At 67.2% G+C, this 17,527-nt stretch carries 5 protein-coding genes; 3 read left to right on the top strand and 2 right to left on the bottom strand.

What is annotated here, in order from left to right; all coding sequences use genetic code 11:
* The first annotated feature begins 12 nt into the window (after positions 1 to 12).
* Complete coding sequence (locus O3299_RS11080) at positions 13 to 924, top strand: alpha/beta hydrolase (RefSeq protein WP_305062331.1); 912 nt, start codon at positions 13 to 15, stop codon at positions 922 to 924.
* On the opposite strand, the gene O3299_RS11075 is transcribed toward O3299_RS11080, so the two are convergent.
* Positions 909 to 3,800 (bottom strand): hybrid sensor histidine kinase/response regulator, encoded by a 2,892-nt coding sequence (locus tag O3299_RS11075; RefSeq protein WP_305062330.1) that lies wholly within the window; start codon positions 3,798 to 3,800, stop codon positions 909 to 911. The two genes, O3299_RS11080 and O3299_RS11075, sit on opposite strands and share 16 nt — an antisense overlap.
* Before the next feature lie 156 nt (positions 3,801 to 3,956).
* On the opposite strand from O3299_RS11075, the gene O3299_RS11070 reads away from it, so the two are divergent.
* The gene (locus tag O3299_RS11070; RefSeq protein ID WP_251348108.1) at positions 3,957 to 4,586 is read left to right on the top strand and encodes a LysE family translocator; all 630 of its coding nucleotides are present in this window, start codon (positions 3,957 to 3,959) and stop codon (positions 4,584 to 4,586) included.
* On the opposite strand, the gene O3299_RS11065 is transcribed toward O3299_RS11070, so the two are convergent.
* The gene (locus tag O3299_RS11065; protein ID WP_305062329.1) at positions 4,549 to 5,283 is read right to left on the bottom strand and encodes a YceI family protein; all 735 of its coding nucleotides are present in this window, start codon (positions 5,281 to 5,283) and stop codon (positions 4,549 to 4,551) included. The genes O3299_RS11070 and O3299_RS11065 overlap by 38 nt on opposite strands.
* A 588-nt stretch (positions 5,284 to 5,871) precedes the next feature.
* On the opposite strand from O3299_RS11065, the gene O3299_RS11060 reads away from it, so the two are divergent.
* Complete coding sequence (locus O3299_RS11060; protein ID WP_305062328.1) at positions 5,872 to 17,514, top strand: hypothetical protein; 11,643 nt, start codon at positions 5,872 to 5,874, stop codon at positions 17,512 to 17,514.
* Positions 17,515 to 17,527: the final 13 nt, after the last annotated feature.

Below are 17,527 nucleotides of genomic sequence, written 5' to 3'. Positions count from 1 at the left end.
CGCGAGCGAATCATGCAACGCCTGATGCTGTTGTTTCTGATCTGTATCAACCTGCACGCGGTCGCCGCGCCGCCGCGCGCGATCATGCTGTGGCCCGGCGCGCCGCCCGGTGGCGCGGCGCCTGGGCCGCAGCGCGACAGCGCCAAGGGTTCCATCACGCAGGTCGAACAACCGTATCTGATCGCGCACCGCCCGGCGCAGCCGAACGGTATCGCCATGCTCCTGGTCAGCGGCGGCGGCTATGCGCATATCGAGGCGGGCAAGGAGAGCGGCCCCACCGCCCGCTGGCTGCAGGCGCAAGGCGTCACGGCGTTTGAACTCGTGTACCGCCTGCCGCAGGAGGGTGGAGGCGTCAGCGCGCCGTTCCAGGATGGCCAGCGCGCCATGCGCGTGATCCGTGCGCGCGCGGCCGAATGGGGCATCGACCCGGCACGCATCGGCATGCTGGGATTTTCCGCCGGCGCGCACCTGGCCGGCATGACGGCCGTGCAGCCCGACGCGGCCCGCTACGCGCCCGTCGATGCGGTCGATGCCGTCTCCGCGCGCCCCGACTTTGCCGTGCTGCTGTATCCCGTGCTGACCATGCAGGCGCCATTCGACACGACGCATGCGAAAAAGCAGTTGCTGGGACGTCACCCCGCGCAGGCGGCGCGCGATGCGCTGTCGGTGGAATTGCACGTCGATGCGCGCACGCCGCCCATGTTCATCGCGCAGGCGCTCGATGACCCGATTGCGCCGCCCGAGAACAGCCGGCTGATGGCGGCCGCCCTGCGCCGCGCGGGCGTACCCGTCGAGCTGCATTTGTTCCAGCGCGGCGGCCATGGCTGGGGCCTGGGCAAGCCGGGCAGCGAGCCGGCCGCCTGGCCGCAGCTGTTCCTGGCGTGGCTGCAAGCGCATGGCTGGATGGCTCAGTCGGCGGGCTGAGTTTCCAGGTCGCGCCGCGCCACGCTCAGCGCCTCCTGCAACTGCGGCAGGAGCTGTTCCACGTTATCGAGCTGGCCGTTCGAGGCCAGGGTTTCCATCTGGTGGCACAGGCCATGCAGGGTGGGGCGGCTCAGGTAGCCGGCGCTGCCCTTCAGGGCGTGGAAGGCGGCGGCGGCCGCGCTGGCGTTGCCATCGCGCACGGCGTGGCAAGCCAGGTCCAGGCGCCGCGGCGCTTCCGTCAGGAACGCTTGCGCGATGCGCTGCAAATGCTGCGGCGACAGGCCGGCCAGCGGCAAAATATGCACGGGCGCCGTCATGGGATCGGCCGGCGCGGGAGGTGCGTCATCGGCGTCGTCCAGGCCGAACTGGCGCGCCAGGCTGTCGTCCCCGGTGGGCGCCGCTGGCGGCAGCGCGTGGCCGCGCGCCAGCAGCAGGTCGATGAGGGCGTCGATTTTCTCGAACAGCAGCGCTTCGTCGACGGGTTTGCTGAGGAAGTCGTCCATGCCGGCGGCCAGATAGCGTTGCCGGTCATGTTCGCTGGCGTTGGCCGTCAGCGCGAGGATGGGAATGTGTGCGTCGGGAATGGGGAATTCGGCGTTGCCGCCGTCGCGGATCAGGCGCGCGGCCTGTTCGCCATCCATCAGCGGCATGCGGCCATCCATCAGCACGCAATCGTAGGTGCCCGCACCCAGCGCGCGCAGCGCCTGCTCGCCGTTTTCCACGATGGTCACGGCATGCCCCATGCTTTCGAGCAGGGTGCCGATGATGATCTGGTTGGTGCGCACATCTTCCGCGCACAGGATGCGCAGCCGGCAGGCGTGACGCGCGTGGCGTGCCGGCCGGCGCGCGTCGGCCGCCGGCGCGCTGCCCGGCGTCAGCGGCAAGGTGAAATGGAAGCGCGAGCCGATGCCGATGCGGCTTTCCACGCCGATCGTGCCGTTCATCAGTTCGACCAGCTCCTTGCAGATGGCCAGGCCCAGGCCCGTGCCGCCGTAGCGCCGCGTGGTGGAATGGTCGGCCTGCTCGAATTTCTGGAACAAACGGGGCAAGGTGTCCGCGTCGATGCCGGGGCCCGTGTCGCTGATGATGAATTCGATCTCGCTGCGGCCGTCGCGGCGCGGCGGGGTGCGGGCGCGCCGCACTTCCAGCAGCACTTCGCCATTCGCCGTGAATTTCAGCGCATTGCCCAGCAGGTTGATGAGGATTTGCCGCAGGCGCGTGGGATCGGCGCGCACGTAGCGCGGCAAGTCCAGCGCCAGTTCGCGGCGCAGCAGCAGGCTCTTGGCGTCGGCCTGGCCCTGCACGATGCCGGCCGCGTCGCCGATCAGCGCCAGCAGGTCGAAGTCCACGGTTTCCAGGGTCAGCTTGCCGGCGTCGATCTTCGAGAAATCGAGGATGTCATTGAGAATGGTCAACAGCGACACGCCATTGTGCAAGCCGATGCGCAGGTATTCCTGCGTGCGGCCTTTGACGGACTGGTCGCGCAGGGCGAATTTCAGCATGCCGATCACGCCGGCCAGCGGCGTGCGGATGTCGTGGCTCATGGCGGACAGAAAATCGATGCGGTGGCGGCTGACCACTTCCGCGTGTTCCTTGGCCTTCAGCAGGGCGTCGTTGCTGAGGGTGAGCGCCAGGGTGCGCTCCTGCACGCGCTGTTCCAGGTTGTTGCGCAGCAGGCGGATCTGGTCGGCCAGGGCAAAGGCCAGCAGCAAGCCGTCGAAGGTGCCGCCGAGCAGGGTCACCAGCTGGGCGTTGGCCACCATGGCCGGCATCAGGCCCAGGTTGGCGGGCAGGATCAGGAAGCCGGGCAGCATCAGGGCGACGAAGGCCAGCACGAAGAAGCGCGCCGGCTGGTAGCCGCGGCACCAGACGACGATGCCGCAGACGAGCGCCAGCAGCATCCAGATGCTGATGACGATGGTGGCCAGCGTGTGCGCATACGACAGGGCGAAGAAGCAGCTGGGCAGCAGCAGCAGGGGCAGCACCAGGTTGACCTTGCTGATGCGGTGCAGCAGGGGCGAGTAGTCGCGCAGGCGCAGGAAATGCGTGTAGAACAGGGTGCTGAAGACGGGCAGCAGGAAAAACGGCACGTAATGCAGCTGCAGCAGGCGCCAGTCGAACAGGTCGGCAAAGACGTGGAAGGTCATGGCCCAGGCCAGGCCATAGGTCAGCACGTACAGCGCGTAATAGGCCGAGGCTTTTTCCAGGGTGATGGAAAAGATGAAGAAATTGAACAGGCCCAGCGCGAGCAGGGCGCCGATCGACGCCACCATCAGGAAGTTTTCCTTGCCCACCAGCTTGCGGTAATCCTGCTGCGTCTGCACGCCGAACAGCGGCGCGCGCGCGTAATAGGGGCTGGAAAAGCGGATCAGGATGTCATACGTGGCGCCCGGCGCCAGTTGCACGTTCCTGCCGTAGTGCAACAAATATTCGTGCGGACGCTGGTAGCCCGTCAGCAAGGTCTGCGGCGCCGTCTGCGGCCCGGGGCCATACACGTACACGTCGACCAGGTCGATCAGGGTGTCGTTCGGGTCGATGACCCAGGCCGTTTCGCCGCTGTCGTTGCGCACCTGCGCGTGCAGCCAGTAGGCGCCGCCGAACAGGTCGACCTGGCTGGCCGGGCGCTGGTGCGCCAGCCAGGCGGGCAGGGCGGCCGCATCGGCGGGCGCGGCGTCATTTCCGGCGAGAAACAGTTGCCCACCGTTGCCCAGGTGCTGGATGCCTTGCTTGCTCAGGGGCAAGGGCGCCGCCTGCGCCCCACCCGCCAGGCCCAGCAGGCCGATCAGCAGGCCGACCACGAGCGGCCAGCCGCATAGCCAGGCGCAGACGCGGGAGCTGGAAGCGCGGTGGCGGGAAAGGGGCGGGTGGGCTGGCATCGATGGGTTTGGTGATGGTCGCGCGGGAAGCGGCGGCAACGCCGTTTGCTGTGGAGTGCCCATTTTAATCGACTCTTGCTGGCATACGGGCAATTTCATGTCCTGCCGGCATGACGCCCGCTCCGGTATCATGGCGCCTTTGCCCGCGAGATATTCATGCTCAGTCCCGACCAGTTCCTGGCCTTCCTGGCCGCCGCCGTTCTCATTACCGCCAGTCCCGGCCCCGACAACCTGATGGTGCTGGGCGTGGGCATGTCGCGCGGGCGCCGCCAGGGCATGGCGTTCGGCCTGGGCTGCGCCCTTGGCTGCCTCACGCACACCGTGCTGGCGACCATCGGCGTATCGGCCCTGCTGGCCGCCTCGCCCACGGCCTTTACCGCGCTGAAAGTGGCCGGCGGGCTATACCTGGTGTGGCTGGGCATCGGCGCCTTGCGCAGCCGCGGCGGCGCCAAGGTCGATGGCGCGGCGGCCCTGCCGGACGAATCGCTGCTGCGCCTGTTCGGCAAGGGCTTGTTTGCCAACAGTATCAATCCGAAAGTCGTGCTGTTTTTCCTCTCGTTCTTGCCGCAGTTCATCGTCGCGGGCCAGGGCAATGCCAGCTGGCAGACGGCGCAGCTGGGCCTCGTCTTCACGGCACAGGCTTGTGTGCTGTTCGGCCTGCTCGGCTATTTTTCCGGCGCCGTCGGACACTGGCTGAACCGCCGCCCGCGCGCCGGCCTGTGGCTCGACCGCGTGGCCGGCACCATCTTCATCGGCCTGGGCTTGCGCCTGATCCTGGCGCGCTGAGTTCTTGCCTGGCGGTAATGCGAAACGCCAGTTCCATCTGATCCTGCACGGCCATGGCGCCGCCCAGGACGGCGAAGGGCACGATGCCGAAGTCGCTCTGTTTCAAGAGCAGGCTGCTGCTGGCCTGCAGCTGGCGGCCATCGGCCGTTTCCTCAATCCGCACCGGCAGTTGCAGCGTGCGCGTCACGCCATGCAGGGTGATGTCCGCCTCGAGCACTTCCTTGTCGCCCGTGCGGCGCGCCTCGATGTTCACCCACGGATAGCGTTCCGCCTCGAGCACGCGCACCAGCATGTTGTGGCGCGTGCCGGCGATGGCGTCGGCCGACGGCGTCGTCGTCAAGCCGGCCGCCTGGCGCAGGCCGGCTTCATCCACACTCATCTCGTCGAGCCGGAAGCGGAACTGCGCGCGCCCCGGCGCGGGCGCCACCACGCCCTGCAGGCTGCGGCTGGCCACCACGTGGTCATGCCCGAGCCGCGCCAGCGCGCCGCCGCGGCGCACGGTGATGGTCAGCAGGGATTCCTGCGGGGCGATGTGCAGGATGCGCACGCCCGGCTGTTGCCAGGGCGGCGCCTGCATGGCTGGCGCCGCTGCCGGCGCGGCCGGGAGCGAGGCGGCGGGCGGCGGGGTGAACGGGCTGCAGGCCGCAAGCAAGGCGCAGGCGCAGGCCAGCAGCAGGCGGCGATAGGCGTGGGGCATCAATGAGGACTCCTGGCAAAGGGATGGCGGTGGCGCAGGGCGCGATGGGGCGATAGTAAGCGATCCGGGCACCGGTGCGATAGCCGCGACGCATGCGCCCCCGTTTTGCAAGACCAATTCCTTCAGTCGCATGCCAGCTCTTGCAGGGAAATGGACGTAAATGCAATGGAATTGGTATTAACAGCAGGCGCCAGAAAATGAATGTGCGGCAGTGCAAAATCGAATGGCGGAATTGCCGCGCATGCCGGGAAAAGGCATATTCGAATTAATGCTGTTAATTAGCATTAATAGTTTCTTTTGAAAAACAAACTACGCGTTTGATAGTTTCGCATGATTATGTAAATGATAATTTAAATATAATGTCGAGCTAATCAGTATGCGGTAAAAATAGAATGTCGGCGTGTCTACACGATGAATTCGATGAATGTGTTGTGAAATATCAACGAGATAATTTAATTTCATTGTTGGAAACAAAAAAACCACTGTTGTCGTACGCTTGAAGTGTTACTTGTTTATATAATCATGACAAATAAATGTCATTTTTATATTTGTCTGCATCTTGCAGCGGTACATTTCTTAGCGAACAACATGATCAAAACACACCAGGAAACGGCAGGCCGTTCCGGCCGCCACGCAGCTTTTTCGTCCGCCGGGCGCTATCTGGGGATGCTGGCCGCGTTTGTCGGCCGCGCCCGCCTGCCTCATTTTTCCAAGTGTCATGTTGCGCCGCTGGCGCTCGCTTCCCTGCTGCTGGGCGCCGCCGCGCCCGCCGCCGCGCAGGTGTTGTGGGAGGATTACCGCGGCATTGAGCGGGTGCCGGCCAATCCGCCCGCGCCCAATTACAACAACGGCTTCAACGCGGGCAGCACGGGCCGGCTCGCCAGTCTGGCGGCGCTGGCCGCCAATCCCGCCGCCAACGCGGCGCGCACGGGGACGTCGGCGCAGCTGGACTGGGCCAATGGCACGACCGCCAATCCCGGACAGTTATGCAACTTCGATACGCAGCAAACGTCGGCCGCCTGCCGGGCCTGGATCATGGGCCGCGTGATGTACACGCTGGTGGTATTTCCCCAGGCGGGCAATTACAAATTCAGCGTCGCGCACGATGACGACGTGAAGGTGGATTTCTCGACCCAATATTCGACCAATTACCGCAATACCGTGTACAACGTGGCCGTGGGCAGCGTGGCCGAATATTCGAATAATGAAACGGATTTCCAGAATTTGGCCGGCAATTTCAATAGCGCCACGCCCGGCGGCTGTTATCTGGCCCGCGTCCTGTGGAATAACGTGGGCGGCATCAATTATCTGCACATGCGCTGGACGCGTCCTGACAATGTGACGGAAATTATTCCCGCTGCGCAATTGCGCGATCCCGGCCTGGCCAGTTCCTATGCCGACTGTACCAATAGCAAGACGGACCTGGCCGTCAGCAAGGTGGGCCCGGCGCAGTTTTCCGTCGGCAAGCCCCTGAGCTACACCATGAAGGTGTGGAACCGCGGCCCGGCCCTCAGCACGGGCGCCACCTTCAGCGACGTGCTGCCGGCCAGCCTGAGCAATGTCAGCTGGACCTGCGCCGCCAGCGGCAGCGCTTCCTGCGGCACGAAAACCTCGGGTGCGGGCAGCAACAACGTGAGCATTACCATGGGCAACCTGCCCGTGAATGGCGCCGTCAGCGACCCTACCGCGGGTGCCTACCTGACGGTGACGATCACGGCCACGCCGGGCGACGCCGCCAGCATCGTGAATACGGCCAATGTGACCGTCTCGCCCAACGAAACGGATAGCGACCTGAGCAACAACAGCAGCAGCACCACGGCCACGGTCAGGACGAATACCTTGACGGTGCTCAAGGTGCTGGCGCCGGTCGGCGACAGCGGCCTGTTCATCATGAATGCCAACGGCACGGCCGGCGTGCAGGGCGGCAACGGCGCCACGGCCAGCGCCGTGGTGCGCGTGGGCAACCTCGTCACGTTTGCGGAAACCGGGGGCACGGCCACCGTGCTGGCCCAGTACCAGAGCAGCTACAGCTGCGCACGCACGGATACGGCGGCCGTCATTTCCAGCGGCGCGGCCAACGCGGGCAATTTCACCATGCCCGAGGCGCCCGTCACGTGTACCATCAGCAACCGCCGCCTGCAGGCGGACATGCAAGCCGTCACGACGGTGCCGGCCGGTCCCTACAATGCCGGTTCGCCCGTGACGGTGACGGGCGTGTGCACGAACAACGGCCCCGACAGCGCGGCCGCGCCCACCTGTGTGATGAGCGGCTTGCCCGCCGGCGCCACGGCCAGCTGCAGCGCGCCCGTGTCGCCCTTCATTCCCGGCTCGCGCATCAATTGCAGTTCCACCTTCAACCTGCCCGCCAGCGGCAGCCTGACGATCACCACCACGGCCGGCGCGAGCACGCTGGACCCCATCCCCGCGAACAACGTCGACAGCGACACCCTGGGCATCGTCAGCCCGCTCGTGCGCGTGCAAAAAAGCGTCGACAAGACCAGCGCCTTCATCGGCGACACCGTGCAGTGGACCTTGACGGCGAACAATACCGGCACGGGCGCCACCACGGCCATCCTGACCCTGAGCGATACCTTGCCAGCCAACCTGGCCGGCATCGTCGTCACGCCCACGGCGCCCGCCACCTGCGCGCCGCTGGCCGGCAATACGCTCAGCTGCAGCGTGCCGGCCGGCCTGGCGCCGGGCGCCAGCGCCGTGGTCAGCCTCACTGGCGTGCCGACGGCGGCCGGCAATTTCGTCAACAGCGTGGCGCCGTCCGGCGGCAATGGCGCCAGCTGCGCCACGGCGGGCGCCTGCCAGACCACCACCGTGGTCAGCAAGGCGCTGGTGGACGTCACCACCACCCTGAACGGCTTTCCCGGCTCGACGAATGCGGGCGATGCCATCAGCGGCACGGTCACCTACCGCAACATGGGACCGGGCGCGGCGGAAAACGTCACATACACGCTGCAATTGCTGCCTGGCTTGACGGGCGTGTCCGTCGGCGGCGTGACGGGCGTGTACAACGCGGGCACGGGTTTCATCGTCCTGTCGGGCCTGCCGCCGAACCTGGCGGCCGGGCAGGGCGTCACCTTCAATCTCAGCTATACGCAGCCACCCACGAACAGTTCGTTTGTCACCAGCGTGATCGGCACCTCTTCGGTCGAAGTGGCCAACGATTTGCCGAATACGGCCACCGTGATGGTGCCGGGGCCGAACGTGCGCGTCACCAAGGTGGCCGACAAGCTGACGGCCAACGTGGGCGAAAACATCACGTGGACGATTACGGCCAGCAATACGGGCAATATCGCCAACCAGGGCGTCGTGAGCCTGGCCGATCTGCTGCCGCCCAACCTGGTGGTGACGAACGTGGTGGCGGCACCCGGGGTGACCTGCCCGCCGCTGGCGGCCTGGGTGGCGTCGAGCACCCAGACGTGCACCATCGCCGCCGGCCAGCTGCCGGCCCTGAACGGCAGCCGCAGCGTCACCATCACGGCGCATGCGACGGCGGGCGGCAGCCTGGCCAACCGCATCATGCCGGCCGGCCCCGATAATCCATCCTGCGCCACGGCGGAAAATTGCAGTACGGTCACTGCGATCACCAGCCCCAAGGTGGCGGTGACGAAAACCGTCGACCACGCCAGCATCAATATCGGCGCCACCCTGACCTGGAGCGTCACGGCGACCAATAGCGGCGATGGCGCGAGTACCGCGGCCATCACGCTGACCGATACCTTGCCGGCCAACCTGACGGGCGTGAACGTGGCGCTGGTCGGCAGCGCCACCTGCGCCGCGCCGGTGGGCAATACCCTCACGTGCACGGTGCCGGCCGGCCTGGCCGCGAATGGCGGCGTGGCCGGTTTCACCGTCACGGCCCAGCCTGCTGCAGCGGGCACCTACAACAACAGCGTCGTGCCGTCCGGCGCCGACAACCCGGCCTGCGCCACGCCTGCCGCCTGCGCCACCACCAGCACGGTGACCAGCCCCAGCGTGGCCGTGACGAAAGGCGTCGACAGGACCACCGTCAACCTCGGCGACACCATCACGTGGACCCTGAAAGCCATCAACAGCGGCAGCGGCCCCACGAATGGCCCGATCACCCTGACCGACACCTTGCCCGCCAACGTGGGTGCGCTGCAGATCCTGCCCGTGGCGCCCGCCAGTTGCGGCGTGCCCGCCGGCACCACACTGACGTGCACGGTGCCGCCAGGCCTGGCCAGCGGCATGCAGGCAACGGTGACCATCAAGGCCGTGGCGAATGCGGCCGGCACGGTGGCCAACAGCCTCGTGCCTGGCGGCGTCGACAATCCTGCCTGCGCCACGCCGGGCGATTGCCAGACCACCACCACCGTCACCAGACCGAACGTGGCCGTGAAGAAAACCGTCGACAAGGCCAGCATCAACGTGGGCGACACGCTCACGTGGACCTTGATGGTGAGCAATAGCGGCACGGGCGCCAGCACGGGCGCCGTCACCTTGGCCGACACCTTGCCGGCCGGCCTGGCGAACGTCGTCGTCAGCCCGCAGGCGCCCGCCAGCTGCGCGCCCGTGGCGGGCCAGAACCTCGCATGCAGCGTGCCGGCCGGCCTGGCCCCAGGCGCCTCGGCGAAAATCGTCGTCAGCGCCACGGTCACCGTGGCTGGCGCCGCCGTCAACAGCGTGCTGCCATCGGGTCCCGACACTCCCGCCTGCGTGCTGCCCGGCGATTGCGGCACCACCACCACGGTGGTCAAGCTGCTGGTCGACGTCACCACCACCCTGAACAATTTCCCGCCAAATACCCTGGCGGGCGACATGATTTCCGGCACCGTCACCTACGCCAACGTGGGACCGGGCCCGGCCGAAGGCGTCACGTACACCCTGCAACTGACGCCCGGCTTGAGCAATGTCACCCTGACGGGCGCCGTGGGCAGCTACAATCCCGCCACGGGCGTCGTCACCCTCAGCGGCTTGCCCGTGGGCCTGGCGAATGGCCAGAGCACCAGTTTCAACGTCAGCTACACGCAGCCGGCCGACAACCTGTCGATGGTGACGTCGAGCATCGCCACCACCTCGGTGGAAGTGGCGAACCACTTGCCGAACACGGCCACGGCAACCGTGCCCGGCCCCATCATCCGCGTGACGAAACTGGCCGACAAGACGACGGCCAACGTGGGCGAGACGATCACCTGGACCATCACGGCCACGAACACGGGCAGCCTGGCCAACCTGGGCGTGCTGACCCTGACCGACATCCTGCCCGCCAACGTGGCGGTGCTGTCCGTCACGCCGGGCGCGGGCGTCAGCTGTCCGCCGCTGGCCAGCTGGCTGGCCAACAGCGCGCAAGCGTGTACCGTCGCGCCAGGCCAGCTGGCCGCCGTGAATGGCAGCCGCAGCATCACCATCACGGCCAGGGGCACGGCCGGAGGCAGCCTGGGCAATAAAGTGCTGCCGAGCGGGCCAGACAATCCCGCCTGCGCCCAGGCCGCTTCGTGCCAGACGACGACGACCATCCTCAGCCCGCAAGTGGCCGTGCGTAAAACCGTCGACAAGAGCAATATCAACGTGGGCGAGGCGCTGACGTGGACGATAGCCGTGGCCAATACGGGCACGGGCGCGACCATGGGCATCGTCACCCTGACGGACACCTTGCCGGCCAACCTGACCCTGTGGCAAGTGTTGCCCGCGTCGCCCGCCACGTGCGCGGTGCCGAGCGGCAACCAGCTCGTGTGTTCCATTCCCGCCGGCATGGCGGCGGGCGCCACGCTCAATATCGTCGTCAAGGGCGTGGCCAATGCGGCCGGCGCCTATGTCAATACGGTCGTGCCGAGCGGCCCCGACAATCCCGTCTGCCCGCAGCCCGGCGATTGCAGCACCACCAGCACGGCCGTGAAACTGCTGGTCGACGTGACCACCACCCTGAACGGCTTTCCCGGCAGCACGCATGCGGGCGACACGATAGCGGGCACCGTCAATTTCAGCAATATCGGCCCCGGCCCGGCCGAAGGCGTGACGTACAGCCTGCAACTGGCGCCCGGCCTGGCCGGCGTCAACCTCGGCGGCGTGACGGGCAGCTACAACGGCGGCTCCGGCCTGGTGACCTTCAGCGGCGTGCCCGCCACCCTGGCGCAGGGGCAGGGCTTCAGCTTCCAGCTCAGCTACATCCAGCCGGCTAGCAACCTGTCGACCGTGGTCAGCCGTATCGCCACGACATCGACGGAAGTGCCGAACGACCAGCCCAACGTGGCCACCGTCACCATGCCCGGTTCCATCATTCGCGTCAGCAAGACGGCCAACAAGGCCGTGGCCAATGTCGGCGAGGAAATTATCTGGACGATTACGGCCAGCAACACGGGCAGCCTCGCCAACCAGGGCGCCGTGATCCTGACGGACTTGCTGCCAGCCAATATCGTCGTGACGAATGTGGCGCCCGACAGCGGCGTCACCTGTCCGCCGCTGGCCAGCTGGGTGGCCAACAGCAGCCAGAGCTGCAGCGTGGCCATCGGCCAGTTGGCGGCCGGCAACGGCCAGCGCCAGATCGTGCTGACCGGCAAGGCCAGCGCGGGCGGCAACCTGGCCAACCAGGTCATGCCGAGCGGTCCGGACAATCCGGCCTGCTTCCAGGCCAACAGCTGCCAGACGCAGACCACCATCACCAGCCCCAGCCTGGCGCTGAGCAAGAGCGTCGACAAGCTGGCCCTGAATATCGGCGACAGCCTGACGTGGACGGTCACCCTGGCCAATAGCGGCACGGGGGCCAGCACGGCCGTCGTCACCCTCACCGACACCTTGCCGGCCGGCCTGGCGAATATCGTCGTCACGCCCGCCGCGCCCGTCACCTGCGCGCCGCTGGCCGGCAATGTGCTCACGTGCAGCGTGCCGGCCGGCCTGGCCGCCGGCGCCAATGCCACGCTGCAAGTGACGGCGCGTGCCGCCGCCGCCGGCAGCCTGGTGAATGGCGTCAGCGCCAGCGGCACGGATAACCCCGTCTGCCTGCAGGCGGGCGATTGCAGCACCACCAGCACCGTCAGTTCGCCGCTGCTGCACGCCAGCAAGACTGTCGACAAGACGGCGGCCAACGTGGGCGATACCCTGACGTGGACCTTGACCTTGCGCAATACCGGCACGGGACCGAGCACGGCCATCGCCACCCTGGCCGATACCCTGCCCGCGGGCCTGACGAACGTGCTGGTGACGCCCACGGCGCCCGTCACCTGCGCCGCGCCGGCGGGCAATGTCGTCAACTGCAGCGTGCCGGCCGGCCTGGCCGCCGGCAGCGCCGCCACCGTCAAGCTGAGCGCCACGGCGACCCTGTCGGGCAGCCTCGTCAATGCGCTGCTGCCGGGCGGGCCGGACAACCCCGTCTGCGCCGTGCCCGGCGATTGCCAGACCACCACGGTGGTATCGAAACTGCTGGTCGACGTGACCACCACCCTGAACGGCTTTCCCGCCAGCAGCAATGCGGGCGACGCCATCCGCGGCGTGGTGACGTTTGCCAACGTGGGGCCGGGCGTGGCGGAAACGGTGACTTACAGCCTGCAACTGGAAGCGGGGCTGAGCGGCGTATCGCTCAGCCCCGTCAGCGGCGCGCCCGGCATCAGCGGCGTCTACAACAGCGCCACGGGCTTGTACGTGCTGAGCGGCTTGCCAGCCACCCTGATCGCGGGGCAGAGCGCCAGTTTCAACCTGTTCTACACCCAGCCGGCCAGCAACAGCTCGCGCATCACCAGCGTGGTGGGGACCAGTTCCACGGAAATCGTCAACGACTTGCCGAATACGGCGACGACGAACTTGCCTGGCCCCGTGATTCGCGCCAGCAAGACGGTCGACAAGGTGAACGCGGCCGTCGGTGATATCCTGACCTGGAGCATCACGGCGACGAATACGGGCAACTTGCCGAATCAAAACGCCGTCGTCATCGCCGACGTGTTGCCCGCCAATATCGTCGTGCTCGGCGTGACGCCCGATGGGGGCGTGAGCTGTCCGCCGGCCGCCAGCTGGACGGCAGGCAGCGTGCAGGCGTGCACGATTGCGGCAGGTCAATTGGCCGCCGGCAATGGCAGCCGCAAGGTCGTCATCACGGGACGCGGCACTGCGGGCGGCAGCCTGTCGAACCGCGTCGTGCCCAGCGGTGGCGACAATCCCGCCTGCGATACGGCCAGCGCCTGCCAAGCCACGACGACCCTCGTCGCGCCGCAAGTGACGGTGCGCAAGAGCGTCGACAAGAGCAATGTCAGCGTGGGCGACTTGCTGACCTGGACCATTACTGCCAGCAATGGCGGCACGGGCGCGACCAAGTCCGCCATCGTGCTGACCGACAACCTGCCAGCGGGCGTCAGCGGCGTGCAAGTGCTGTCCACGCAACTGGCCACCTGCGCGCCCGTGGCGGGCAATATCGTCACGTGCAGCGTGACGGCCGGCCTGGCGCCGGGCGGACAGGCGCAAGTGGTGCTGCGCGCCACGGCCAGCGCGGCCGGCGTGCTGCAGAACACGGTCTTGCCTGGCGGCCCGGACAATCCTGTCTGCGCGCAGGCGGCGGACTGCAGCACCACCACCACGGCCATCAAGCTGCTGGTCGACGTGACCACCACCCTGAACGGTTTCCCCGGCACCACCAGCGCCGGCGACCAGATCAACGGCATCGTCAGCTACAGCAACGTGGGTCCCGGCACGGCCGAGAACGTGACGTACAGCCTGAAACTGGCGCAAGGCCTGATGGGCGTGACCCTGAGCGGTGCGGCCGGCAGCTATGACGCCGTCAGCGGCATGCTGACGGTGACGGGCTTGCCCGCCAGCCTGGCGGCCAACGAACTGCACAGCTTTGGCCTGTCGTATATCCAGCCGGCCAGCAATGTGTCGACCATCGTCAGCATCATCGCCACCAGCTCGACGGAAGTGCAGTACGACTTGCCGAACACGGCCACGGTGACCATGCCTGGTCCCGTGATTCGCGTCAGCAAGACGGCCAACGTCGGCAATGCCAACGTGGGCGACAGCATCATCTGGACCATTACCGCCATCAACAGCGGCGGCGTGGCCAACCTGGGCGTGGTGACCCTGGCGGACATCCTGCCGCCGAACCTGACGGTGCTGGCGGTCAACGCCGATGCGGGCGTGACGTGCCCGCCGCTGGCGAACTGGGTGGCGAACAGCGTGCAAAGCTGCAGCATTGCTGCTGGTCAATTGGCTATCGGCAATGGCACGCGCAGCGTGCGCGTGACGGCCACGGGCACGCTGGAAGGCGTGCTGTCGAACCGCGTCATGCCGAGCGGACCCGACAATCCAGCCTGCGCGCAGGCGAACAGCTGCGAATCGAGCGTCGTGCTGACGGGACCCAAGGTAGCGGTGCGGAAAAGCGTCAACCGTGCCAGCGCCAATGTGGGCGACACCGTCGTATGGACCATCACGGCCAGCAACACGGGCACCGGCCCCACGCGCGCCGTCATGACCCTGGTCGACACCTTGCCGGCCGGCCTGGCGAATGTGGTGCTCACGCCCGTGCGCGCCACTTGCGCGCCCGTGGCCGGCAATGTGCTCACTTGCAGCGTGCCTGCCGGCCTGATCGGCAATGGCGGCGAAGCCAGCGTGGAAGTGTCGGCGACCGTCACCCAGGCGGGCGCGGCGCTCAACCGCGTCGTGCCGTCCGGGCCCGATGCGCCGCTGTGCTTGTCTCCGGCCGATTGCCAGACCACCACCAACGTCACCAGCCCCAGCGTGATGGTCAAGAAAGTGGCGGACAAGGCCAATGCCAGCATCGGCGACACCGTCAGCTGGACCATCACGGCCACCAACAGCGGCAGCGGCGCCACCACGGCGGCCATCACCTTGACGGACGACCTGGCCGCCAGCCTGGCGGATATCGTCGTCACGCCCGCCGCACCGACCACGTGCGCGCCGCTGGCGGCGAATAAACTCGTCTGCACGGTGCCGGCCGGCCTGGCGCCGAACGCCGTGGCCGCCGTCACGGTGAGCGCGAAAGTGGCGGCCAGCGGCACCCTGAGCAATACCATCGTACCGACAGGTCCCGACTTGCCGCGTTGCGCACAGGCATCCGATTGCACGGCCGTCACGGAAGTGGCGAATCCCGCCATCGGCGCGGCGCTGGGCGTGGGCAAGGTGACCCAGCTGTCGGCCAAGGTCTTCAACGTGCCGTACACGGTGGTGATCCGCAACGTGGGCAAGGGCGCGGCGCAAAACGTGCAGGCGCTCGACAGCCTGCGTGCCGCCTTCCCTGAACCGGTCGCGTGCCGCATCATCGCGCCGCCTGCCGCGCCCGCCATTGGCGGCAGCCGGCAGCTGGCCGTCAATCCGGGCTTTACGGGCGGTTGCGGCGGCAGCGACTTGCGTTTGCTCAATGGTGATGCGGCCTTGGGCGAGGGCGAGTTGAGCGTCATTACTTTCACCGTGGAAATCACGGTGCAGGAGACGACCTTGCCGCAGTACAACAACAGCGTGTTTGCCAGCGCGCTGGGCGGCAATGTCGCCAACGGGGGCGGCGCCATCAGTGTGCCGCCCGCCCCGGCGGCAGGCGTGATCGCCGCCAACCCCACGTATACGCCGCCCGTGGGCAGCCTCGTGTTCGATGCGTCCAACAATGGCGGCAGCCATGCGGGCGCCGCGGCGACGGCGGCGGAGGTGGCCGCGCTGGCGGACAAGGTCGATCCTAACCGCAACGGCAATGCGTCGGATACCGTGGGCGGCGTCGCCTTCACGGGCGAAGACACGCCCACGCCCGTAGTGTTGCTGCGGCAAGTGGTCGATGTCATCAAGGCCGTGTCGGCGCAGCAGCAGGTGGATGCCAGCAAGTTCGAGATCAGCTACACCGTGCAGGCGGCCAACCGCTATCCTGCCGGTTACCCGACCTCGACCATGGTGCAGGTGGCGGAAAACCTGAAGGCCGTCTTCCCCACGGCCACCAGCGTCACCTTCAAGCCGGGCAGCCTGGCCGTCACGGCGCGGCCCGCCGGCGCCACGGCTTGCGTGGCGAATGCCGACTTCAACGGCGTCACCGTCTTTGGCTTGCTGAGCGGCCAGGGCGACTTGCAGCCGCAGGAAAGCTGCAACATCGTCTTCACGGTACTGGTCGACTTCGGCAGCGTGGCGGCGATTCCCACCGTGCCGCAATTGAACCAGGTGTATGCGAGCACCATGCTGGGCACGGATGGGAGCGGGCGCAACATCGGCCATAGCTACAGCGGCGCCGGCGGGATCAGCACGCCGGTGGCGCCGGCCAGCGTGCTGGCCCTGGCCAGCTCGGCCGACACCTTGCTGCTGCCGGCCACGCCAGGCGCCACGCCGCCCAGCTTTACGCCCGTCGTGTTCAACACGAAGGACAAGCCGATGTTGTTGATCAGCAAGAGCGTCAACAAGGCGCAAGCCGAGATCGGCGACAGCCTGCAATACACGATCGAGGTGAAGAACACGGGCCTGGCGACGGCGTTCGGCGTCAGCGTGCTCGATAAACTGCCGGCCGGCTTCCGCTACATCGACGGCACCACCACGCGCAACAATGTGTTGCAGCCCGATCCTTCCGGCAAGCCCGGTCCCCAGCTGAGCTTCAAGCTGGAATCGCTGGCGCCGAACGCCAGCGCCAGCTTCCGCTATCGCCTGCGCGTGGGCGTCGGTTCGCTGCAGGGCGACGGCATCAACCGCGCCCAGGCAACGACCACCAACGGCCCGCCCTCGAACGAGGCGCGCGCGAAAGTGAAAGTGACGGGCGGCGTATTCACGACGGATGCCTGCATCGCCGGCAAGGTGTTTGTGGACTGCAACAACAACCACGTGCAGGACGGCGAGGAACTGGGCATCCCGGGCGTGCGGCTGTACATGGAGGATGGCACGAACTTCACCACGGACGTGGAAGGCAAGTACAGCTATTGCGGCATCACGCCGAACAGCCATGTCATCAAGGTCGATGGTTCGACCCTGCCGCGCGCCAGCCGCATGATGGAAGCGTCGAACCGCAACCTGGGCGACCCGCACAGCCTGTTCCTCGATACCAAGAACGGCGAGCTGCTGCGCGCCGACTTCATCGAAGGTTCGTGCTCGAATCCCGTGCTCGAGCAAGTCAAGGCGCGCCGGGCGCAGGGCGAGGTGCGCAGCGTGGAAAGGGAGGGCGGCAAGGGAGGGGGCTTGAGTTTCAGCAGCCAGCCGGCCGCCGCGCCGGCCCAGGCAACGGACAGCGCCAACCAGCCTGTCGTCGCACCGCGCGTACCCGCCACCGCGCCAGATGCAGGAGGCAGCCATGCGCAATAAGCCTCTTCCACCT

The organism is Janthinobacterium sp. SUN176 (genome assembly GCF_030587335.1).
GTDB classification, from domain to species: Bacteria; Pseudomonadota; Gammaproteobacteria; order Burkholderiales; family Burkholderiaceae_D; genus Janthinobacterium; species Janthinobacterium kumbetense.
Note: the sequence above shows the minus strand (reverse complement) of the source record. Positions and strands in the feature narration are given on the sequence as shown.